The following is a 22,957-nucleotide window of genomic DNA, read 5'->3' on the forward strand; positions in this document are numbered from 1 at the left end:
CTACTTTACAGCTCCAGCGCCTCGGCGACCTCGGCTGCGCAGGCCAGGGCATCGGCCATAGCACTCACCACGAGCGAGCTGCCGTTGCGGGCGTCACCGGCCACGTACACCGGTGCGGCATCCGCGGCGACACCCTCCGTGCGAGTCGCGAGGTGCGAGCCCTCGGCAGCCATCACCGGCAGCGGACGACCAGCGGTGGCAACAGGCACGCCCACCGCATCGAACACGCCGTGCTCGGGACCCGTAAAGCCGCACGCGATCAACACCAGCTGCGCCGGCACCTCGTGCTCGGAGCCCACAATGCGCTCGGGCTTGCCGGCCGACCAATCCAAATCGACCACGCGCAAACCCGCAGCCGCACCCTTCTTGTCCAGCAGCACCTCGAGCGTATCCACGCCCCAGGCACGCATCTCGCCACCCATCGCAGCGATAGCCTCCTGCTGGCCGTAATCGGTCTTCTTAACGTTGGGCCACTGCGGCCAGGGGTTGCCTACCGCGCGCTTATCGGGCGCAGCCGGCAAGAACTCAAACTGGCGCACGCTGCGCGCGCCCTGACGCACCGCGGTACCCACGCAGTCGTTGCCGGTATCGCCACCGCCAATGACCACGACGTCCAGGCCGCGCGCGTCAATAGCAGGCTCGCCGCCATCGAGCACCGAGACGGTCGAAGCCGTCAGGTAGTCCACGGCGTACACCACGCCCGGGGCATCAATGTTCGCAGCCGAAAGCCCACGCGGAGCACGGGCGCCGACAGCCACCACGACGGCGTCAAAGTCATCGAGCTTGGCGGTAACCTTGGGATCGCTCACGTCAGCACCCAGCTCAAACACAATGCCCAGCTCGCGCATGAGCGCCACGCGACGCTCGACCACAGACTTCTCGAGCTTCATGTTGGGAATGCCGTACATGAGCAGACCGCCCGGGCGGTCGTCGCGCTCAAACACCGTCACGCGGGCGCCGCGACGCGCAAGCTCCCATGCAGCCACCAGACCAGCCGGGCCGGAACCAACCACGGCAACCGTGGGTGCGCCCTCCCCTGCCGGCTCAAAGCGACGCGGGCCGCCGTTGGCCCACTCATGGTCGCTGATCGCACGCTCGTTGTCGTGAATCGTCGTGGGCTGGCCGTCGACCGAGCCCAGGTTGCACGCGGCCTCGCACAGTGCCGGGCACACGCGACTCGTAAACTCAGGCATGGGCGAGGTGAGCGACAGACGCTCGGCAGCCTCGTCCCAGCGGCCGCGGTACACCAGCTCATTCCACTCGGGAATCAGGTTGTGCAGCGGGCAGCCGCTCGGGCGTGCCTTGCCAAAGCTCGCGCCCATCTGACAAAACGCCACACCGCACATCATGCAACGGCTCGCCTGGGCACGACGTGCGTCGTCGTCGAGCTCCACGTACAGCGGATCGAAATCGCGGCTGCGCTCCTCCACGGGGCGAAGCTCGTGGGCCACGCGATCGATATCAAGAAAAGCACCGGGCTTACCCATGGCACTTACGCCTCCTTCTTGGTCGAAGCAACAGAGCTGGCGGCGGCGGGCACACCACCCGCCACATCGAAGCGAGCGACATCGGCAGCGTCGGCGCGACCGGTCACAATGTCAAACGCCAGCTCCTCGGCCTGCGCATGCGTCTTACCGATGGCCTCGGCGGCGGCGACAATCGCCAACACGCGCTCGTACTCGGTCGGAATGACCTTCACAAAGTGCTTGCTCATCGTCTCAAAGCTGTAAAGCAGCTTAATGCCGCGCGGGCTCTGCGTCGCGTCCACGTGCTCCTGGATGAGCGCACGAATCTGCGCCAGCTCGTCGGCCGTCGGGGCCTTGAGCTCAACGCTCTCGTGGTTCACACGGGCATCGAGCGTGCCGTATTGGTCAAAGACATAGGCCACGCCGCCCGTCATGCCGGCGGCAAAGTTCTGCCCGACCTCGCCCAAGATGAGCGCCAGACCGCCCGTCATGTACTCGCAGCCATGGTTGCCGCAGCCCTCGACCACCACGGTGGCACCGGAGTTGCGTACGCCAAAGCGCTGGCCCGCCAGACCGTTAATGAAGCCGCGGCCGCTCGTAGCGCCAAAGAACGCAACGTTGCCCACAATGATGTTCTCGTCGAACTTGTAGGTCGCATGCGGGTTGGGGCGCACAGACACCTCGCCGCCCGAAAGGCCCTTGCCAAAGTAGTCGTTGGCGTCACCGCACACGTTGAGCGTAATGCCGCGCGGCAGGAAGGCGCCAAAGCTCTGACCGGCCGAACCATCGCAATCGATGGTGATGGAGCCGGCGGGCAGGCCCTCGGGATGAGCCTTGGTCACCGCGTTGCCCAGGATGGTGCCCACGCAGCGGTTGACGTTGGCGATATCGGCACGGAAACGAATCGGACGCAGGTGCGCACGGGCATCGGCCGTATAGGGCACAAACAACGTGGAGTCGAGCGTCTTATCGAGCTCGCTGTCCGCAGCCATCTGCGGCAGGAAGTGGCGACCGTCGGCGCCCGGAATATGGGCACCGAACTCGCAGGTCGCGCTCGCCAGCACGGGCGACAGATCGAGCAGGTTAGCCTTGCGGTTGCCCGGGACCTCGATCTGGCGCAAGCACTCGGGATGGCCGACCATCTCGTCGACGGTGCGGAAGCCCAGGCTCGCCATGACCTCGCGCAGTTGCTCGGCAACAAAGAGCATAAAGTGCTCGACGTGCTCGGGCTTGCCGCGGAAGCCGCGACGCAAGCGGCAGTTTTGCGTGGCGATGCCGGCGGGGCAGGTATCCTGCTGGCAGTCGCGCTGCATGAGGCAGCCCATCGAGATGAGCGGCATGGTCGCAAAGCCAAACTCCTCGGCGCCCAGCAGGCAGGCGACGGCAACATCGGTGCCGTCCATGAGCTTGCCGTCGGCCTCGAGCACCACGCGCGAGCGCAGGCCGTTTTGCAGCAGCGTCTGCTGGGCCTCGGCAAGGCCAAGCTCCAGCGGCAGACCGGCGTGCCAGATCGAATCGCGAGCAGCGGCACCCGAGCCGCCATTGTGGCCGCTGATCAAGATCTTGTCGGCAGCGCCCTTGGCCACACCGGTGGCGATGGTGCCGACGCCGGCCTCGCTGACCAGCTTGACCGACACGCGTGCGCCGGGGTTGGCGTTCTTAAGGTCAAAGATGAGCTCGGCCAGGTCCTCGATGGAGTAGATGTCGTGATGCGGCGGAGGCGAGATCAGGCCGATGCCGGGCGTGGACTGACGGACCTCGGCAATCCAGGGGTAGACCTTCTTGCCGGGCAGGTGGCCGCCCTCGCCGGGCTTGGCGCCCTGGGCCATCTTGATCTGAATCTCGAAGGCGCTGCACAGGTAGCGGCTCGTCACGCCAAAGCGCGCGCTTGCCACCTGCTTGATGGCGGAGTTCTTGGAGTCGCCGTTAGCCAGCGGGGTCTCGCGACGCGGATCCTCGCCGCCCTCGCCGGAGTTGGAACGGCCGTGCAGGCGGTTCATGGCGATGGCCATGCACTCGTGTGCCTCTTTGCTGATGGAGCCGTACGACATGGCGCCGGTGTTAAAGCGGCGGACGATGTTGAACGCGGGCTCGACCTCGTCGAGTGCCACCGGGGTACGGCCGCTGGCATCAAAGTCCAGCAGGTCGCGCAGGCGCACGGCGCGGCCGGTGCGGTGCAGGCGGGCGCTGTACTCCTTAAAGGTGTCGTAGCTGTCCTCGCGGCAGGCGGTCTGCAGCAAGTAGACAGCCTGCGGATCGATCAGGTGATCCTCGCCGCCGAGCGGGCGCCACTTGGTCAGACCCAGCGTGGGCAGCTGATCGGGAGCCGGGCTCTTAAGGATAGCGAGCGCGGCGTCGTAGCGCTCGTTTTGCTCGTGCTCGACGTCCTCGACACCCATACCGCCCACGCGGCTCACCGTGCCGGCGAAGTACGCGTTGACGAACTCCGGCGTAAAGCCCACGGCCTCGAAGATCTGCGCCGAATGGTAGCTCTGCACCGTGGAGATGCCCATCTTGGACATGATGGAGACGATGCCGGCGGTCGCAGCCTTGTTGTAGTTGGCGATGCCCTGCTCGGCCGTCACGTCCAGGTCGCCGCGTGCCGCCAGATCGCGGATGCACGCATGTGCGTTGTACGGATAGATGCCGCTCGCGGAGTAGCCCACCAGCGCCGCAAAGTCATGCGGGGACACGGCGTCGCCGCACTCCACCACGATATCGGCAAAGGTACGCACGCCGGCGCGGATCAGGTGGTTGTGCACGCAGCCCACAGCGAGCAGCGACGGCACGGGCACCTCGCCCGCAGCGGCACGATCGCTCAACACCACAATGTTCACGCCGTCGCGAACCGCGGCCTCGACGTCCTCGGCAAGCTGTTTGAGCGCAGTCTGCAGCGCGCCCTCGCCGGCATCGCGGCGGTAGACGGCACGGAAACGACGGGTCTTAAAGCCAACACGGTCGATGGCACAGATATGCTCGAACTCTTCCTCGTTGAGCAATGGGCGCTCCAAGCGCACCAGCTGACAGGCCGTGCGGGAATCCTCGAGCAGGTTGCCGTGGTTGCCCAGGTAGAGCGTGGTCGAAGTCACCATGTGCTCGCGAAGGGCGTCGATGGGCGGGTTCGTGACCTGAGCGAACAGCTGATAGAAGTAGTCAAAGAACGAACGCGTCTTCTTGGACAGGCAAGCCAGCGGCGCGTCGATGCCCATCGAGGCGAGCGGGGCCTTGCCCTGCTGGGCCATAGGACGCACGACCTCGTCGACGTCATCCCAGTGGTAGCCGAGCTTGGCCATGCGCACAGCGGCGGGCACCTCGGCATCCTCGGCGGACGCGGGCGCGGCGGGTTCATCGAGCGCGTCGACGGTCAGCGTCTCCTCGGCAATCCAATCACGGTAGGGCTTTTCCTTGGCGTAACGGGCGCGCAGCTCGTCGTTGTAGATCACGCGGCCGCGGGCAAAGTCGACCTCGAGCATCTGACCCGGTCCCAAGCAGCCGCTCGTCAGGATGTTCTCGGGGCGCACCTCGATGGTGCCCACCTCGCTCGCCAGCATAAAGCGGCCGTCGCGCGTCACGTAGTAGCGAGCTGGGCGCAGGCCGTTACGGTCGAGGGCGGCGCCCAGGGTACGGCCGTCGGTAAAGGCGATAGCGGCAGGACCGTCCCACGGCTCCATGAGCATGGACTGGTAAGCGTCGTAGGCGCGGCGCTCCTCACTCAGGCTATCGTTGTGGTCCCACGGCTCGGGCAGCAACATGGACGCGGCACGCGTGAGCGGGCGACCGTTCATGACCAAGAATTCGAGCACGTTGTCCAGAATCGCGGAGTCGGAACCCTCGCGGTTGATGATGGGCATCACGCGCTCAAGATCGTGCTGCAGCACGGGGCTGTACAGGTTGGGTTCGCGGGCGCGAATCCAGTTGACGTTGCCCTTGAGGGTATTGATCTCGCCGTTGTGAATGATAAAGCGGTTGGGGTGCGCACGCTCCCAGCTGGGCGTGGTGTTGGTGGAGTAGCGCGAGTGGACGAGCGCCACGGCCGTTTTGACGGCGGCGTCGTTGAGGTCGATGAAGAAGCGGCGCATCTGCGTGGCGACCAGCATGCCCTTGTACACGATGGTGCGCGAGCTCATGGAGCACACATAGAAGATCTTGTCGCGCAGGGCAAACTCGGCGTCGGCCTTTTTTTCGATGGTGCGGCGGCACACGTACAGGCGACGCTCGAAGGCATCGCCGGCGGGCGTGTCGTCCGGACGGCCCAGGAAGGCCTGCAGGATAGTGGGCATGCAGGCGCGAGCCGTCTCGCCCAGGTCGTGCGGGTCGACGGGCACCTCGCGCCAAAAGAGCAGCGGCACGCCGGCCTCGGCGCAGCCCTCCTCAAACACGCGGCGGGCATCCTCTACGCCCTTGTCGTCCTGCGGGAAGAACAGCATGGCCACGCCATAGTCGCCCTCTGCCGGCAGAATCTGGCCGCACTTTTGGGCCTCTTTGCGGAAAAAGTGATGCGGAACCTGGAACAGGATGCCGGCGCCGTCGCCGGTGTTCTTCTCGAGTCCCGTACCGCCGCGGTGCTCCAAGTTGACCAGAATGGACAGCGCGTCGTCCAGAATCTGGTGATGGCGCTCACCGTTGATATCGGCAAGCGCGCCGATGCCACATGCATCGTGGTCGAATTCGGGGCGATAAAGGCCCTGCTGCTGAGCGGAATCTGCCTGCATCGCGATCCTCCCCTAGATATTTAGACAGTCAGTTGAATAGGCATAGTAGGAGCATCGGGGCATCGTTGTGTTTCCCGCCCGTTTCGAAACAATCGCGTAACGCACGCCGGCCATCAACGTCTTGCTATCAAACGTGTACGTCAGCGCCCAAGTTCGACCTGTAAACTCACCGCTTCAAACATCTCAATCTGTAACAGGAGGAGCCGATTTTGGCGCCTAGATGTTACAGATTGAGATTTTCTGCGGGACGGTTTTGGTTTGTCTCGATCTGTAACACGAAGGGCCGGTTTTGGCGGTCAGCTGTTACAAATCGAGATTTTCCATAGGACCATTTCTTCCTGTCTCGATCTGTAACAGCTAGGCCCAATTTCCATCCCCAGTTGTTACAGATCGAGACATTTCGGCAGTCCCCTTGCGCCATCCTATTCAAATACAACTATTTTGTTGGTCTTGGTTAACTTTTGAACCTAAAACGGGTATCCTTTGCGGCGTCAAGCAAACGGCACGCAGGAGCTCACCATGCTCAACCATCTCAAACATCATTTTGGCTCCCGACGCACCGGCGGTCACGGAGGTCTAGACATCGCGCGGCATATCGGCCCCGGGCTGCTCGTGACCGTCGGCTTTATCGACCCGGGCAACTGGGCCTCCAATATGGCCGCGGGCTCGCAGTTTGGCTACGCGCTGCTGTGGATCGTCACGCTGTCCACGATTATGCTCATTGTGCTGCAGCACAACGCGGCGCACCTGGGTATTGCCACGGGCGCCTGCCTTGCCGAGGCCACGACACGCTACCTCCCCCGCTTCGTCGGGCGTACGGTGCTCGCCAGCGCCTATCTCGCGACCATCGCCACCGCCATGGCCGAAGTCCTGGGCGGCGCGATTGCCCTTCAAATGCTCTTTGGGCTGCCCGTGCGCGCGGGCTGCGTCATCGTGGCGGCAGTATCGATGGCGATGCTCATGACGAACTCCTACAAGCATGCCGAACGCTGGATCATCGCCTTCGTAGGCGTGGTAGGACTCTCGTTTTTGGCCGAGCTTGCACTAGTCAAGGTCGACTGGCCGCAAGCCGCCGCAAGCTGGATCACGCCCAGTATGCCCACTGGCTCTGCCGCGATTATCGTGAGTGTCCTGGGTGCGGTCGTTATGCCCCACAACCTTTTTCTGCACTCCGAGGTCATCCAATCCATGCACTTCGAAGGCCAAGGCGAGCAGGTTATCGAAGAGCGTCTGCACTACGAGCTCTTCGACACGCTCTTTTCGATGGGCGTGGGCTGGGCAATCAACTCGGCCATGGTCATCCTGGCCGCAACGACCTTCTTTGCGCACGGCATGGTCGTAGACGACCTCGCCGTCGCAGCGGCCACGCTCTCCCCCATTCTGGGCCCGGCAAGCTCGACCATCTTTGCCGTGGCGCTGCTGTTTGCGGGCCTCTCGAGTAGCGTGACGGCGGGCATGGCGGCGGGCACCATCACCGCGGGCATGTTCGACGAGGAATACGACATCCACGACCGGCATTCCTCGATCGGGGCGGCGGCCTGTTTCGTCGGCGCAGTGACGGCATGCCTGGTCGTCTCAAATCCTTTTGAAGGTCTCATCTGGAGTCAGGCACTGCTGTCGCTTCAACTGCCGATTACGGTCTTTGTGCTCATACGGCTCACCAGTTCACCCCGCGTCATGGGCAAATACGCCAATTCGCGCCCGCTCAACGCGCTGCTCGTAGGGATTGGTGCCATCGTGACGATTCTCGATGTCGTGTTGTTGACAGGGATGTAATGAGACGGGGCACCTACCCAGGCAAACGTCTCGATCTGTAACATCTAGACCCGCTTTTGATGTCTAGATGTTACAGATTGAGATCTTCTGCCGGACGGTTTTGGTTTGTCTCGATATGTAACAAGTGGGCCCAATTTCCACCGTTAGATGTTACAGATTGAGACAAAAGGTCGGCCGGACTCACAACAGACAGGATCGGCCAACAGCAACCGTGATCCCTTGGGGGCGGAGAAAAAGGGTCCCGGCCGGGATATCCGACCGGGACCCTTGGACAGAGCTATATGTTGCCGTGAGCCGAGTGCCGACGAGTTACTCCTCGACGAGCTCAAACTGATCGGGACCGACGCCGCAAACCGGGCACACGTAATCTTCGGGCAGCTCGGGCGTATCGACCTCAACCTCGTAACCGCAAACGGTGCACACGAACTTATACGTCTTCTTCTCCTCAGCCATGATGTTCTCCTCTCGAACGCGACTGGTGATGTACTTCATTTATCAGTATAGATTCTCAATAATATAATGCAAGTATTTTTAAAACATTTCTAGCCTTGATACGAGGACGCCTTCGGAGGCGTCTTGCCCTTCAGGACCTTATGGTAGTAATCGTAGGTGAGTGGCGTCTCGTCACTCAAGCGCTCGGCATCCTCGACCTCGCCGATAAACAGCAGATGCGTGCCAACATCCACAGTGTCGATCAAATGGCAGCTAAACAGGGCCGCCGCGTGCTCGGGCACATAGGGCATGCCCAGAGCCGTCTCGCGGGTCTCGTATTTGGCAAACTTGTCATAATCGCTGCTGGTGCGGAACCCAAAGTTACCGATGTAGAGCATATCGGCGGTCTGATCGATCACGGTCAGCGCGAACGCTTTGGCCGAAGCGATGACGCCCGAGGTGACGTTGTCCTTGTTCACTGCAACCGAAATGCGCGGCGGCATGGACGTCACCTGCACCGCTGTGTTGATAACGCAGCCGGCACGCAGCCCGTCTGCCGCGGCGCTCACCACGTACAGGCCGCTCGGCATGGTAAAGAACGCAGTTTTGTCCATAACGATCACTCCCCTAGCTCGGGTTGGAACCTCATGGATGTATGTACCCACAAAAAAGGCAGCGCCCATAACGGACGCCGCCTTTGAAACATATGTGTCAGAACAGTAAGAAAGATGAGACACCCGCAGCTGCGGTGAAATAGGGACTGAATAGCCCCTCAAACAGGCAAACCAGTCCGTATTCCACCGCAACTTATGAAGGACGGTCAGCGGTTGCGTTCCTTGAGGGCGCGGTCGATCTCGCGTTGGACATCACGCTTGGCCATGTCCTCGCGCTTGTCGTAGAGCTTCTTGCCGCGACCCAGGCCCAGCAGCAGTTTTACGCGACCGTCGGTATTAAAGTAGAGCTCCAACGGAACCAGCGCATAACCACGGTTGCGAAGTTTGCCGTCAAGAAAGTCAATCTCCTTGCGGTGCAGCAGCAGACGGCGCCGACGGTCGGGATCGCGATTCCACACGCCACCATGGCTATAAGGGTGGATATGCAGACCGACGAGCCAGCACTCACCGCCACGAATCAGTGCGAAGGTATCGGTAATCTGGCACGCGCGCTCGCGAATCGACTTGACCTCGGTACCGCTCAGCTCAATACCGCACTCAAACGTCTCATCGATAAAGTACTCGTGATGTGCCGAGCGATTCTTGGAAATGAGCTTGCGCTCGCGCTTACTGGGCATCGCCGGCCTCCTTGGCGCCATCGGCGTTTGAGCCCGCAGCCTCGCGCTTTGCCCTGCGCTCGGCATTAAGCTCGGCATCGCTCTCGCGCACCAGCTTGATAATCGCCGCGCATGCCTCCTCGCCCACCAGGTCGCGGGCACGGACCGTCAGACGCGTAGCCTCCTGCTTGTCGCCGTCGCTTGCAGCATCGGTCGCGCACATGATCAGGCAGATGGCGATCTCGGCCGAAGGCGAGGTCGGCACGCCCTGCAGGGCGAGCTCACCCATCACATGGTCGTCACTCTCGTCCGCGGCATCCGGATAGGTGGTATGGATCTTGTTGAGCAGGCGCGTCGTATGCGCATCATTGGGCGCCAGGCGCAGCGCCAGACGCGCGCAGCCCACGGCAGCCGAAATGTTCTCGGTCTCGGGCTCCAAGAAGTACTGACCCAAATTGGTGTAGGCGCGTGCGGCGCACTTACCGTCGCTCGCGCGCTCCAGCACCGAGAACGAGAGCGATGCCCACTCCTGCTTGTCCTCGAGCGCGCGGAACAGCTCGGCCAAGTCCAAGCGATAGTTGCAGTTCATGGGATCCCAACGCACGGCCTGCATCAGGGCATTCCGAGCACTCACATAATCCTGCTGGCGAATGTAGGCAAACGCCATGTCGGAGTACAGGCGGTCAAAGGGAACCTCGACCTGCACCAGCTCGCGCGGATCCTTCTCCACGCGGCGATAGGCCAGGCGCTCAAACTTGCTGTCGAAGCTAAAGTACTGGCGCTTCTCCTCCGCCTTGCACTCAGCGTCGATATACTCCTCGGCGAGCTCCACCAGACGCTCAAGCAGCGGCGTCGCCGTAGCCAGGTCGCCCTGCGCCAGATAGTTCTCGGCATACGTGATGTCTTCCAAGCTGATAGGCAGGTCCATGACAACTCCTCGGTCCGGGCGGCAGACTCAACGCGCGCCTTAAATATCGGTCAATACACAAAACCCGGGTCTCTTACGAGGCCCGGGCGTTCAATTTTGGTAGCCCGTACCAGATTCGAACTGGTGATCTCCGCCTTGAGAGGGCGGCGTCCTAAACCGCTAGACGAACGGGCCATATGTAGCAAATGCAATGGCTGGGATGGAGGGAGTCGAACCCCCATTGACGGAACCAGAATCCGCTGTCCTGCCATTAGACGACATCCCAATGACTGCATCGCTGCGCTCGGCTGTGCCTTTGCGCAAGCAAGAAATATACGGGAAGTCCCGCCGTGACGCAAGCCCTAATTTTAACTTTTTTGAAATTCAGTCAAATACGGCCGACACGTGAAGGACCTGTGAAGCACCAGCGACACGTACGGCGCCAAAGCCCGTAAAACATCCCACATCTACCGCTGGTAGATTACAACAATGCAGCACTCACGGCTGATGGCACAATCAAACCGTCATCATTACACGGATATCGAGGCGCCATGGACGAAGAGCTTGATTACCTATGGGAGACCCTGGGCCTCGAGATCACTGCTGACCTTTGGCCCGAACGGGACAAAATCCATCCCACCCTGCGCCCCGCCATCACGGTGATGCAGGCAAAATACCGCCGTGCATCCTTTTTGATCATGCGGATGTCATGGCACGCGGGACTCCCCGACCTTAAGCGAATCCAGGCAAGCCTCGTCGAGCTGTCCGGTATGCCGACTGTCATATCCGAGGCGCACCTGGAGCAGCGCCAACGCGAGCGACTGCAACAGCAGCGGATTCCCTTTATCTGCCCCGGTGTTCAGGCATATCTGCCCTTTATGGACGAGGAGTACTGGAGCGGCAAGCCCAACAAGCACGTAAAGGTCTACGGTCCGCACGAATGGGCACAGCTCAAGGATTGAGCCGAGCGAGCCCTCCGATGGAAAACACGTCCCACCCCGAGCGCTCAAAACGGGTCGCACTTTCCGCAGCCGCTACAGCAGCGCCTCGGTCCAAGCTGCTTCCCTAAAGCCGGGAATCGCAAAGTCGTCGCCCACCAACAGCGGACGCTTGACCAGCATGCCGTCGGTCGCCAGCAGCTCGTAGCACTCCCGATCCGTCATGCCCGCATCTAGACGCGCCTTCAGGCCCAGCTCTCGATATTTCATGCCCGACGAATTAAAGAAGCGCCGCTCAGGCAGTCCCGAACGAGCAATCCAGGTCGCAAGCTCATCAGCCGTGGGATTGTCCAAAACGATATCGCGGTCGATATACTCTACCCCGTGTTCGTCCAGCCATGCCTTGGCCTTCTTACAGGTCGAGCACTTGGGATATTCAACAAACAGTACGGTCATGGGAATCCTCCGAATATAGATCGGCCAACGCAGGCACACGCCACACGAGGCGCCTTCGTATGATGGGCCAATTGTAGCCCACGGGTCACACGCTAAACGAACCGTACCCCGAATCCGCGTTTGATGAACGGCAGCAGCTCCATTGCCTCGGGCGTGATATGGCCCGCAACGTTCATGCGCTCGTCACCGGGAAGATCGACCCGCGTAATCTCAAGCTCGCCTTCGTAGCGCCCATATCCGCTATTGCTCACAGCGATCGACCCCGCCTTTCGCGGCAGGCCGGCTCCGGCATCCGTCGGCACGGAATCCGGCTTATGCGTCGTACGTGACTCCTGAGACCTAAAGATGAGGACACTCGAGTCGGGCCGGTCGTGATGAATCTGCCCGCGCACATAGGCATAACCGGGCTCAAGCTCGCATTGCAGGTCCACGTATCCGGCGGAAACTTGAGCAAACTGCGCCCAGCCCGCATCGGAAAGATCGGGGTCGCCGACCAACACAATGTCGCAATCGGCGCCATGTGCAAGCTCAAGCATATTGAGGGCAACCTTTGACGCGCGACCGCGCTGCGTCTCGACCGTCGGCAGTCCCTCGAATACCGGCCCGCGAACGTTGGCATCGCCCGGCACAAAAGCCATGATTTCGAATCCAAGCGCCGCAAGACGAAGATTCACCCGAGCAATGTCCTCCAGAGCTAAACCGGTATAAGGCTTGGGGTAAAAATTGTGGCAGGCGGCAAAACGAGTCACATCGGCACCGGCCTCACGCCACGATGCGATTTCATCAGAACTCACCGTCGATGCATTGACCACAATGCGAAATACACCGGACAGCTCCGCGACCCGCCGGGCGCTAAAGCCATAGTCCAAACGAAGGTATTCCAACCCCAGATCGCGCAGGTCCTCGATGCGCTCAAGCCCGAGCAAATCGCACGTGCGCGGCCCCACATCGGCAATGAGCGCAATGCCGCGGGCGGAAAGCAGCGACAGCACATGACGGACCTTATCGGTATACGCCGCTCCCCCATCCTCGGGAATATGCAGCGAGGTGAACGCATAGCGCGCACCCGCCGCGGCACCGTGTTCAATCGTCCGCTCAATATCCTGCAGAGGGTTGGAAAGATAAATCGAAATACCCGTTTTCACGCTTCAACACTCCTTTAAAAAAGGCCGGCGGAGCAGTTAGCCCCGCCGGCACAACCATAGCATCAAGAAATCTGCCGCGCGCCGCGAGCCCTGAGCAACACGGCTCGCGATATCAAACTACTCGCCAAAGAACTCGTTGATCTTCTGCTCGTCGACGCCAAAGAACCACGTCAGGACAAAGCCGGCGGCATAGGCAAGCAGCATAGCGGCAACGTAGCCGAGCTGCTGACCAGGAACGACGATCAGCAGGCCAAACAGACCGGAAACGCCCTGAGAAACCGTGCCGATGTGAAGCAGCGCCGCGAGCGCGCCGCCAAATCCGGCACCCAGGCAGGCCGTTACAAACGGACGAACGAGCGGCAGCGTAACGGCATACATCAGAGGCTCGCCCACACCGAGGATTCCAACGGGAATGGACTCTGCGACGTACTTCTTGAGCTTGGCGTTCTTGGTCTTAAAGTACAGCGCCAAACCGGCACCGACCTGGCCGCCGCCAGCCATCATAAGGATGGGGAGCAGGTAATTGATGCCCTTGGTAGCGCCGTCGGGATCGTTGAGCATAGCGTGGATCGGCGTGAGCGCCTGATGCAGGCCGACGGAAACCAGCGGCAAGAAGCCTGCCGACAGGATATAGCCGCCCAGGACGCCCAGCTTCTCGAAGATAAAGGTCAAAACGCTAAAGATGGCAGTCGTCAGCCATGCGCCAACCGGCTGGATGACGAGCATCAGAGCAAAGGCGCCGATGATGAGCACCAGCAGCGGGGACAAGAATGTGTCGAGTGCGTTGGGCATAACCTTGCGAATCTGACGCTCCATCCAGGCAAAAAATGCGCCAGCGATAAGAGCCGCGATCATGCCGCCCGCTGCGGGGTTGTACTGCGCATTGGTGAGCGGCAGCAGAATGGCAGTGGCAGGATCGGCCGCGCCAGGCGCAAGCAGGGGCATGGCACTGTTGGCGATACACATCATGCCGGCGATGCCGCCCAGCGCAGCGGAGCCACCAAACTCACGTGCCGCGTTATAGCCCACCAAGATGGGCAGATAGGCAAACAGGGCCCAGCCCATGGAACGAATGCCCTGGTACCACCACTCGCCCGCAAGCGCGCCTGCCGTCGAGACGTTAATGACGTTGCAGATACCGTTGATGAGGCCAGCCGCAATGATGCCGGGAAGCAGGGCGACGAAGACATTGGAAATCTTCTTGAGGAAGGCCTGAACCGGCTTGGACTCGTACTTGGCCTTCTGCGCGGCCTTGTTTGTGGCCGCAGCGTCGACCACGCTCTCGTCAGCAACGCCTTTCGCAAGGCCGGTGAGCTTGGAGAACTCCTCGAGCACCTTATTCACCTTGCCCGGCCCCAGCACGATCTGCATCGTGTCGTCCTCGACCAAGCCCATCACGCCGTCGAGCGCCTTAATACCCTCCGTGTCGACGTTGCCCGTGTCTTTGACGGTCACGCGCAGGCGCGTCATGCACGCCGCGTTTGCCAACACGTTGTCTTTACCGCCCAAAAGGTCCAGCAGCTTTTGAGCCAGCTCTTTGTTCGTCATAACTCCTCCTTGTATTGGGTATCTCGTCTGGATGTCATATCAGCTCACGCCGCGCACCTATTGGGCATCGGCATTGCTCTTCTCATGGCCACTCACCGCAGCACGGACATGGCCTCTCGCTCGCTCAAGAGCTACCGCAGCCTGCTCGGCATCGCAGCCCAGCAGTACCGAGACAATAGCGGTTTTTACGTGGCCGCCGGCATCTGCAAGCGCCTGAATAGCGCGCTCGCGCGTGCAGCCGGTCGCCCCCATCACGATGTTCTGGCCGCGCACCACCAACTTCTCGTTCGTCTGCTGCACATCGACCATCAGGTTTTGGTATACCTTGCCGATCTTGACCATGGCACCGGTCGAAATCATGTTGAGAATGAGCTTTTGAACCGTTCCCGCCTTGAGCCTCGTTGAGCCGGTCAGCACCTCGGGACCGGGCACGGGTTCAATGGCAAGATCTGCGCTCTCCCCGATCTTCGACCCTTGGTTACAGGCAATTGCGATGGTCTTGCACCCAGTTGCTTTGGCGTACACAAGGCCACCCACCACATAGGGAGTACGACCGCTTGCCGCCAGGCCAACGACAAGATCCTTATCCGAGAGTCCACGCTCCCGCAGGTCGCTCGCGCCAAGCTCCTCGCTGTCTTCGGCGCCCTCGACAGCCTTGATAAACGCCGTCTCGCCTCCGGCAATGAGCCCGACGATCAGATCGGGTGACACGCCAAACGTGGGCGGACACTCCGAAGCATCGAGTACGCCCAGACGACCGCTGGTGCCTGCGCCCATGTAAAAGACGCGCCCGCCGCGCTCGAGTGCCTCAGCAGCCCAGTCGATTGCTGTGGCAACCTGGGGCAACACTTTCGTGACCGACTGGACGGCACGAAGATCCTCATCATTCATCGTCGTGACGATTTGCAGCGATGTCATCGTATCGAGGTCCATTGACCTTTGATTACGCTGTTCGGTCGTGAATTTTGTTAAATCGAGCATTTCATTCACCTCATCTTTCCTGTTTCTCGATGTAGTTTTGCTTAATGACATGCGTCGCCCGCTCGTAGTCGCTGGCAACGTAAGCAGCGTACAGGGCATCGACAACCATAAGCTGGGCCATACGCGAAGCCATGGCACCGCTGCGGACCAAGGGCTCACTCGCAGCGACGCCGAGCACGGCATCGGCCATGGTGGCAAGCTTGGACGACCCATCTACTTTGGTCACGGCCACAACGGGACAGTTGTGACGTTGAGCCTCGGCGGTGCAGTCCAGCACCTCTTGCGTCAAGCCCGAGTAGCTAAAGGCGATTGCCATATCGTCCTCATGCGTGTTCTTGGCACACAAGAGCTGATCATGCCAGTCGTCATACAGATGGCACTCTTTGTCGACACGCATGAGCTTTTGCGCCAGATCGTGCGCGACCAAACGAGAGGCACCGATACCGAACAGATTGACCGCGCGTGCCCGCTTAAGATGGGCCGCACATCGCTCCAAGACGGTGTAATCGAGCGTTCGCGCCGTCGCCTCGATCGTGCGCACGTTGCTTTTCATCACCTTCCCCACGATACGTTCGACGCTGTCGTCCATGGAGATGTCCTCGAGGGCAACGTCTTTCTTGTCACCCAAGAGCGCCAGTTCGGCAATCAGTTCGCGCTGGAACTCCTTGTAGCCCGCAAAACCCAAGCGCTTGCAAAAACGCAAAATACTCGAGGGCGAGGAGAACGTGGCGTCGGCAAGACTGCGGACGGACAGCCCGACCACCTCATGCGGATGAGCACTCACGTATGCGATGACATTGCGTTCCGCCGGGCTCGCGCTGAGCTCACGCTCGCGAAGCCGCAAAAGCAATCCGTTTGCCATCTCAAACACCTCCGTTGAGAAGAATTAAAGACCAACGAACGATTCGTACCGGATACAAACAGCTTTTACGGTACATTGTGCCGCATCGTGGCGCACAAGGGGCGAGCGTTCTACCGCTCGCCCCTCAAATCCGACCGCTCGGAAATACGCGCGACACAAAATAATTCAACAAGGTCGCATTATCAGAAACGGGTTTGTTACCGGCTAGCGCCTCACATGGGCGCCGATCGGCCGAGTCGCATGGCGCACCAACGCCGCTGCCAGCAATACCAACAGCATGGCGGTGACATAGCCCGCAGCATCGAATCCTAAATCGATAACGTCGAAATGCCTGCCGGGAACAAAGATCTTATGTACCTGATCGCCAACGGAGCAGACGGCGCAAAAGAGCAACACGGGCACGCAACGGGAGCATACGCTCCACGGACGCCCGGAAAAGCAAACCACGACCACCGAGGCGAACAATCCGACGAAGAAAAACTCTACGGTATGGGCAACGCGACGGACGTTCGTGCCCACCCACATGCGAATGGAAGCAAGTCGGCCAGACCGGACATTCGAAGCAGCCGAATCGGTGCCCCCGGTCATCCCGTTCTCGGTCTGAGCTTCACCCGCGACATCGGCAGCCTGTACGCCCGTAGCTTGACCCTCCACCACACGCGCGGTGGACTCGCTCAGCAACGACGTCTCCACCGCATTTTGCTCCGTCAGCACCCAGATGCCCGCCAGCGTTGCAGCGAACAGAACGATTGCGGTCCATCCGATTATTTGTTTTACGCGTGCCAAGGGCCAACCTCCTTTTTTGAATATCAGCGAGTGTAGTCCCAAATGGCATCGTCACCGTATCAAAATTTGAATCGCAACAGGAAGCGACAAAGCGACGCAAACCCCTACCCCGCCTCGCGCATCCAGCGATCGAACGTCCCCACGCACACGCCCAGGCACTTTGCCGCCTGGCTGCGGGTAATATCGCCCGCCTCATAGCTATCGCGCACCAGCTCAAACTGAGGAGGGCACGGCTTGCGAGGTCGACCGAAACGGACCCCTCGCGCCCGCGCCGCTGCAATCCCCTCCGCCTGGCGCCGATGAATATTCTCGCGCTCCACCTGCGCCACGTAGCTCAGCAGTTGTAGCACAATATCGGCAATCAGGGTATTAGTCACATCCGGCGCGCCGCTGGCCCTGGCGCGCGTGTCAAGCAATGGCATGTCCAACACCACAATGGCAACCCCGAGCTCCTTGGTAATGCGTCGCCATTCCTCAAGAATCTCGGAGTAATTACGGCCAAGTCGGTCGATAGAAAGCACCACCAGCACGTCCCCGTCTCCCAGGATGTGCAGCAGCTCGCGATACCGCGGGCGATCGAAGTCCTTGCCGCTCGCATGGTCAGCATAAATATTCGCCGAGCCCACGCCATAGGCGCCCAGCGCATCCAGCTGCCGATTTAGATTCTGATCGCGCGAACTCACCCGCGCATAACCATACACCGTCGCCATCTCATCCCCGCTTTCTTGTAAACCTGCCAAAAAGGGACAGGTTTATTTTGGTAGGTTTTACCTCTCGAATAGCAGGTAAGCGGGCGGCCGAGCAGACGGCAAGGTAGCCATGATCCAAATGCGGAGGGCGGCCCCGAAAGACCGCCCTCCGCTCTCCCGCCATGAGTCGAGATTTGGCTAATGGATAAGCTTAAAGTCCAAGTGCCCACGCGTGGTATTGACGCGCGAGACCTCGATAATCACGCGCTGGCCCAGTTCATAGCGAGTCCCCGTGTCGGCGCCCGTCAGCGTAAGCGCATCCTCGTCGAACTCGAACCACTCGTTGCCCAGACTCTTGATCGAAACCAAGCCTTCGACCTGCGTCAGGTCCAAGCGCACAAAGAGGCCCATGCTGCTGACCCATGAGACCGTTCCGGCATAGCGCTCGCCCAGACGGTCCTCATAGTACTGGGCAATCTTGATCTTTTGCGTCGCATGGCTGGCGGCATCGGCCGCACGCTCCGCATCGCTGCATGCGCGGCAGATCTGCGGCAGAATGCGCGGCAGCGACTCGCGCCCCTTGCCGATCAGCCGCGGCGTACGGACCAGGGCGTCCTTGCCGCCGAGCTGCTCATAGGCCAACTGCAGCTTGAGCACGCGGTGCACCACCAGATCGGGGTAGCGACGGATGGGACTCGTAAAGTGACAGTAGCACGGCGCGGCGAGCGCAAAGTGGCCCTCGTTGCGCGGCTTGTACAGCGCACGCTGCATGCTGCGCAGAAGCAGCGTGTTGACGAGCGGTGCGTTTGCCGTACCGGCGGCAGCATCAACTGCAGCCTGCAGCTCATCGGGACTCCCCAGGGCAATACCGGCAGCACGGCGATCGTCGATGATGCCCAGCTGCGCCAGCGCAACGGCGGCACCGTGCAGGCTATCGGGGCTCGGATCCTCATGCACGCGATAGCAGGCCTCGATATCACGGTCTGCCAGCCACTCTGCAACGCACTCGTTGGCGAGCAGCATGGCTTCCTCGATAAGCGACGTGGCACACGAACGCTCGCGCGCCACAATCTGCACGGGTACTCCGTCCTCATCCAATAGAGCGCGAATCTCGGCCGTGTCAAAATCGACTGAGCCGCGGGCACGACGAATACGACGGCGAAGTTCGGCGAGTTCGTTGGCGGCGACAAGGAAATCGCCGAGGTCAACGTTATAGCCGCGAGCAGTTTCCTCGCACGCAAGACCGCGCTCAAGCGCCTCCTCGCGCGAGGCCTCAGCAGCCGCAACATCCTCAGCGGCGCCTTCCAGCACCGAATACTCAACCGCGTCGGCACGCACCAGCAGCGCCTCGGCGCCGTCATAGTCCATACGCACACGCGAGCGAATCACGCTGGGGTAAGGATCGTAATGCCGCACGCGACCCTGCGCATCGAGCTCAATATCAACGGTAAACGCAAGACGGTCCTCGTCAGGGCGAAGCGAGCATAGGTCACAGGACAGGCGTTCGGGCAGCATGGGAAGCACGCGATCGGCCAGATACACCGATGTCGTACGATGGCGAGCCTCAAGATCGATATGCCCGTCCCAAGCCACATAGTGAGAAACGTCAGCGATATGCACACCCAGCTTGTAGCCACCCTCGGGCGTGCGCTCAAGCGAAATGGCATCGTCAAAGTCGCGCGCGTCGACCGGGTCGATCGTGATGACAAAGCGGTCGCGCAGATCGCGGCGGAGCGGGTCCTTAAGCGCCGCGGACACATCGAGCGAAAGCCCCTCGGCCTCGTCCAGCGCGGCCTCGGGATAGCTATCGGTATAGCCGTAACGCGCCATCACGTACTGAACGCCCAAATCGGGCGCGTCATCTCCGCCAATGCGGCGCTCGATCGTCACGGTGCCCGACTCCAGGCGCGTCGGGTAGGTCAAAATGCGCGCGACGACGGCATCGCCCGGGTGGACGCCCAGACGATCCGCCGAGGTATCCTCGGGCAGAATGAAGAAGTCGGCCTTCAGGCGCGAATCGAGCGGCTCGATCACACCGAGCGGACCAGCGGTCTGGTACGTACCCACCACGCTTATGGCTGCGCGCTCAACCACGCCTTCGATCACGGCGCGCCGCTCACCGTGCGGGCTATTCTTAATGCTCACGGCAACGGTATCGCCATCCATGATCTCGCGCTTACCGCGGCCCATAACCTTGTAGTCGCCGCTCTCGGTTATGACATAGGCGCCATGCTCATGGAGCTGCACGCGCCCGGTCAGGCTCGGACGGCGTTCGCTGCGCACCGGCCCACGCTTATTGCGAGCACCGCGCTTATGCTTGTTATTGCGCCCCATGGCGCCTCCTTGCTATCGATGACGAACTCCAAAGAGTCTACCCAAATGATTCGCTTTCCTGCCGTCCCCTAGAGATCAAAAAACGGGCCGCCCCATAAGAGACGACCCGTTGGAAGGGATGAATTCCAGGCATGCCTACACGCGCAGGTAGCGGCGCATGGCTATGGCAGAACCAAAGAGACCGATAATCACACCGACCAGAATCAGCGCAGCATAGGTCACCAGGTAGTACTGCATCGGCAGCGCAAACGACATCCAGCCGATGCTCTCCTGCAGACGCGGAACCATCAGGTTACGCAGCAGCTCCAGCACACCGATGGAAAGCAGCGAGCCCAAGATGGCCTGCAGCACGCCCTCGGTAATGAACGGCCCGCGAATGAAGCCGTTGCTTGCGCCCACCAGACGCATGATCGCAATCTCACGACGACGCGCCGTAATGGACAGGCGAATCGTGTTGTTGATAAAGATGAACGCGATAAAGGTCAGCAGGCCGACGAGCACCACAGCGGCGATACGGATGTAGTTCGTCACCTGGAACAGACGGCTCACTTCCTCCTGGCCGTACAGAACGCTCGCGTTAACGTCGCCGTCGTCCGCGATCTTCTGAAAATCGGCGTTCTTCTTGAGCTTCTGGGCCGTGCTCTCGACCATGGACGGATCGTCCATCTCGATGGCATACGAAGCCGGCAGCGGGTTCTGACCGTCGAGCGCGCTCATGGTAGCGTCGGCGTTACCCGACATCTTGCTCGTGTACTCGGCCAGCGCGTCGTCCTTGTCCTTGTACGTCACGGACTTGACGTTGCTCCACGTCTTGAGCTCGGCCTCAAAGGCCTGAACATCTGCCTGATCGGCGTCATCGCTAATAAAGGCGTTGATGACGACCTGATCCTCGACGGTGCCGATCACGGAGTTCAGCATCGCGGAACCCATAATGAACAGGCCGATGATAAACAGCGAAAGGAAAATCGTGATGACGGCGCCGAGCGAGGTGGTCCAGTTACGGAAGAAGTGGCTGATTGCCTCTTTGAGCGAGTAGCCCACGTTAGTTGGTGCCATAGTTGCCGTAACCTCCCCTCTCCTGGTCGCGGATTACGTGGCCGCCCTCGAGGGCGATCACGCGACGGTGCATGCTATCGACCATCTCGCGGTCGTGCGTAGCGACGATCACGGTGGTACCGGTGCGGTTAATGCGCTCGAGCAGCTTCATGATGCCCAGCGAAATCGCCGGGTCGAGGTTGCCCGTGGGCTCGTCGCAGATAAGCAGCGGCGGGCGGTTGACCATAGCGCGGGCAACAGCCACGCGCTGCTGCTCGCCACCGGAAAGCTGATCGGGCAGCGAGTCCATCTGATCGGCCAGACCGACCAGACGCAGCACCTCGGGCACCTGGCTGCGAATGACGCCCTTGGGCTTGCCGATGCACTGCAGGGCAAACGCCACGTTTTCGTAGGCGGTCTTTTGCGGCAGGAGCTTAAAGTCCTGGAACACGGCGCCAATCTGACGACGCAGGAACGGAACCTTGCGGTTCTTGATCTTCATGAGATCCTGGCCGGCGACCAAAATGCGACCGCTTGTGGGCTTGACGTCGCGGTTGAGCGTCGACAGCAGCGTGGTCTTACCCGAGCCGGAGTGACCGACCAAAAAGACGAACTCGCCCGGATAGATTTCGATGTTGATGTCGTCGAGTGCGGGCTTGTTGGGCTGCGCCGGATAGATCTTGGTGACGTGCTCCATAAGGATGACGGGCTCGACACCGGCCTGCTTGGCCATCTTTTTGCGGCTGGCCTGCGGGTCGACGGGCGCAAACACCGACGTGAAGTCGGGGTTGTTGAGCGCGTTGTCGAGGCTTGCGACCTCGGCCGCCTGATCGCGCTCGACCACGGGAGCCGCAGGCTGCGTGGGGTCGGGAATGCCGGCAAAAAGACCGGACTGCGCGGGCTGCGGCGCGGGAGCCGCAGGGGCCATAGGATCGGGGATGCCGGCCATGGTAGGCTGCGGCGTGGCGGCGCTCATCTGAGGCTGAGCCACGCGGGCGGTCACCGTCTGAACGGGCTCAAAGCCAGCCGTGCCGGAAAGCGCAACATCGTTGTTGGGGTTGTAGGCAAAGGGATCTGCCGCCGGCTGTGCCTGATCTGCCGGCTGTGCGGGGATCGGGCTAAACAGCTGATCCTCTGAATCCGGAGTGGCGAAACGACTGCCCGCGACGCTCGGCTGCGTCTTGGGGGCTTCATCGCCCGCACCGGAGGTACGGAAGTGGTTACCCACTGGTGCTCCTTATCGTCGTGCGTTTAAACTACATGAGCGCTTTGTATTTTAGCAGGATTGCCTTTGCTGCACATAAGAAGCATGGCGGGCTTTGGGATCTGTCCGGCCGCGCACAGGGTTACCTCCCAAATCGTCCTCGGACATGTCGGAGCCCCCGCTGCGCGCTTCGCGCTGCGGTGGCTCCTCCGTCCTGCGGAAAGATTTGGGAGGTAACCCTGTGCACGGCCTGCGGCCACTAAGGGACCGATGCGTTCAAGAAGTTGCGGTGAAATAGGGACTGTTTTAGCAGTTAAAAGCCCTATTCAGTCCCTATTTCACCGCAACTTATATTGGGGCTCAATGTTGCGCAACTTGGGTTGGGGATATCGCTTTACAGTTGAGTTAGATGGATG

18 protein-coding genes and 2 tRNA genes are annotated in these 22,957 nt (G+C 61.0%); 2 read left to right on the plus strand and 18 right to left on the minus strand.

All coding sequences use genetic code 11. The annotated features are described in order from the left end of the window. Window positions 1-5: 5 nt before the first annotated feature. Complete coding sequence (locus DXB86_RS01995; protein ID WP_117735971.1) at window positions 6-1,487, minus strand: glutamate synthase subunit beta; 1,482 nt, start codon at window positions 1,485-1,487, stop codon at window positions 6-8. 5 nt (window positions 1,488-1,492) lie between these two features. Beyond that, on the minus strand, window positions 1,493-6,178 hold the full coding sequence (gltB, locus tag DXB86_RS02000; RefSeq protein ID WP_117735972.1) for a glutamate synthase large subunit: 4,686 nt from the start codon (window positions 6,176-6,178) through the stop codon (window positions 1,493-1,495). 483 nt (window positions 6,179-6,661) lie between these two features. Here gltB and DXB86_RS02005 point away from each other — a divergent pair, with 483 nt between their 5' ends. Then, entirely contained in the window at window positions 6,662-7,954 is a 1,293-nt protein-coding gene (locus DXB86_RS02005; protein ID WP_233504117.1) for an Nramp family divalent metal transporter, read from the plus strand. A gap of 309 nt (window positions 7,955-8,263) precedes the next feature. On the opposite strand, the gene DXB86_RS02010 is transcribed toward DXB86_RS02005, so the two are convergent. From DXB86_RS02010 to DXB86_RS02035, 6 genes are all read right to left on the minus strand, one after another. Further along, a complete protein-coding gene (locus tag DXB86_RS02010) occupies window positions 8,264-8,407 on the minus strand; it encodes a rubredoxin-like domain-containing protein (RefSeq protein WP_035137395.1) in 144 nt (47 codons plus the stop codon). 89 nt (window positions 8,408-8,496) lie between these two features. Next, window positions 8,497-9,000, minus strand: a complete 504-nt coding sequence (locus DXB86_RS02015) for a flavin reductase family protein (protein WP_055251877.1) — start codon at window positions 8,998-9,000, stop codon at window positions 8,497-8,499. Between the two features lie 206 nt (window positions 9,001-9,206). Next, window positions 9,207-9,677, minus strand: coding sequence for an SsrA-binding protein SmpB (gene smpB, locus DXB86_RS02020; RefSeq protein WP_006235325.1), 471 nt, complete (start codon window positions 9,675-9,677; stop codon window positions 9,207-9,209). Further along, window positions 9,667-10,584, minus strand: coding sequence for a hypothetical protein (locus DXB86_RS02025; RefSeq protein ID WP_117735974.1), 918 nt, complete (start codon window positions 10,582-10,584; stop codon window positions 9,667-9,669). The genes smpB and DXB86_RS02025 overlap by 11 nt, the downstream gene beginning before the upstream one ends. A 97-nt stretch (window positions 10,585-10,681) precedes the next feature. After that, window positions 10,682-10,758 (minus strand) — tRNA-Glu (locus tag DXB86_RS02030). Window positions 10,759-10,775: 17 nt separating this feature from the next. Then, window positions 10,776-10,849, minus strand: a tRNA-Gln gene (locus tag DXB86_RS02035). A gap of 265 nt (window positions 10,850-11,114) precedes the next feature. On the opposite strand from DXB86_RS02035, the gene DXB86_RS02040 reads away from it, so the two are divergent. Continuing rightward, window positions 11,115-11,525 carry a hypothetical protein gene (locus tag DXB86_RS02040; RefSeq protein ID WP_117629499.1) on the plus strand — a complete coding sequence of 137 codons (411 nt, stop codon included), beginning with the start codon at window positions 11,115-11,117 and terminating at the stop codon, window positions 11,523-11,525. A 72-nt stretch (window positions 11,526-11,597) separates the two neighbouring features. On the opposite strand, the gene DXB86_RS02045 is transcribed toward DXB86_RS02040, so the two are convergent. From DXB86_RS02045 to ftsE, 10 genes are all read right to left on the minus strand, one after another. Next, window positions 11,598-11,957, minus strand: coding sequence for an arsenate reductase family protein (locus tag DXB86_RS02045; RefSeq protein WP_117735975.1), 360 nt, complete (start codon window positions 11,955-11,957; stop codon window positions 11,598-11,600). 92 nt (window positions 11,958-12,049) lie between these two features. Continuing rightward, window positions 12,050-13,102: a MupG family TIM beta-alpha barrel fold protein gene (locus DXB86_RS02050; protein ID WP_117735976.1), complete on the minus strand. Its 1,053-nt coding sequence runs from the start codon at window positions 13,100-13,102 to the stop codon at window positions 12,050-12,052. A 117-nt stretch (window positions 13,103-13,219) separates the two neighbouring features. Next, window positions 13,220-14,650: a PTS transporter subunit EIIC gene (locus DXB86_RS02055; protein ID WP_035137407.1), complete on the minus strand. Its 1,431-nt coding sequence runs from the start codon at window positions 14,648-14,650 to the stop codon at window positions 13,220-13,222. Between the two features lie 57 nt (window positions 14,651-14,707). Continuing rightward, a complete protein-coding gene (gene murQ, locus DXB86_RS02060) occupies window positions 14,708-15,631 on the minus strand; it encodes an N-acetylmuramic acid 6-phosphate etherase (protein WP_117736021.1) in 924 nt (307 codons plus the stop codon). A gap of 10 nt (window positions 15,632-15,641) precedes the next feature. After that, window positions 15,642-16,493 carry a MurR/RpiR family transcriptional regulator gene (locus DXB86_RS02065; RefSeq protein ID WP_117735977.1) on the minus strand — a complete coding sequence of 284 codons (852 nt, stop codon included), beginning with the start codon at window positions 16,491-16,493 and terminating at the stop codon, window positions 15,642-15,644. A 204-nt stretch (window positions 16,494-16,697) separates the two neighbouring features. Then, on the minus strand, window positions 16,698-17,279 hold the full coding sequence (locus tag DXB86_RS02070) for a VanZ family protein (protein WP_158555256.1): 582 nt from the start codon (window positions 17,277-17,279) through the stop codon (window positions 16,698-16,700). A gap of 104 nt (window positions 17,280-17,383) precedes the next feature. Next, window positions 17,384-17,989: a recombinase family protein gene (locus DXB86_RS02075; RefSeq protein WP_117629497.1), complete on the minus strand. Its 606-nt coding sequence runs from the start codon at window positions 17,987-17,989 to the stop codon at window positions 17,384-17,386. Window positions 17,990-18,166: 177 nt separating this feature from the next. Next, a complete protein-coding gene (locus tag DXB86_RS02080; protein WP_117735979.1) occupies window positions 18,167-20,302 on the minus strand; it encodes a ribonuclease R family protein in 2,136 nt (711 codons plus the stop codon). A 135-nt stretch (window positions 20,303-20,437) separates the two neighbouring features. Further along, the gene (ftsX, locus tag DXB86_RS02085) at window positions 20,438-21,358 is read right to left on the minus strand and encodes a permease-like cell division protein FtsX (protein ID WP_117735980.1); all 921 of its coding nucleotides are present in this window, start codon (window positions 21,356-21,358) and stop codon (window positions 20,438-20,440) included. Then, window positions 21,345-22,565 (minus strand): cell division ATP-binding protein FtsE, encoded by a 1,221-nt coding sequence (ftsE, locus tag DXB86_RS02090; protein WP_117735981.1) that lies wholly within the window; start codon window positions 22,563-22,565, stop codon window positions 21,345-21,347. Before ftsE ends, ftsX begins: the two co-directional genes overlap by 14 nt. Window positions 22,566-22,957 lie beyond the last annotated feature (392 nt).

The sequence above is a fragment of the Collinsella sp. OM06-18AC genome (assembly GCF_003438785.1).
GTDB lineage: Bacteria > Actinomycetota > Coriobacteriia > Coriobacteriales > Coriobacteriaceae > Collinsella.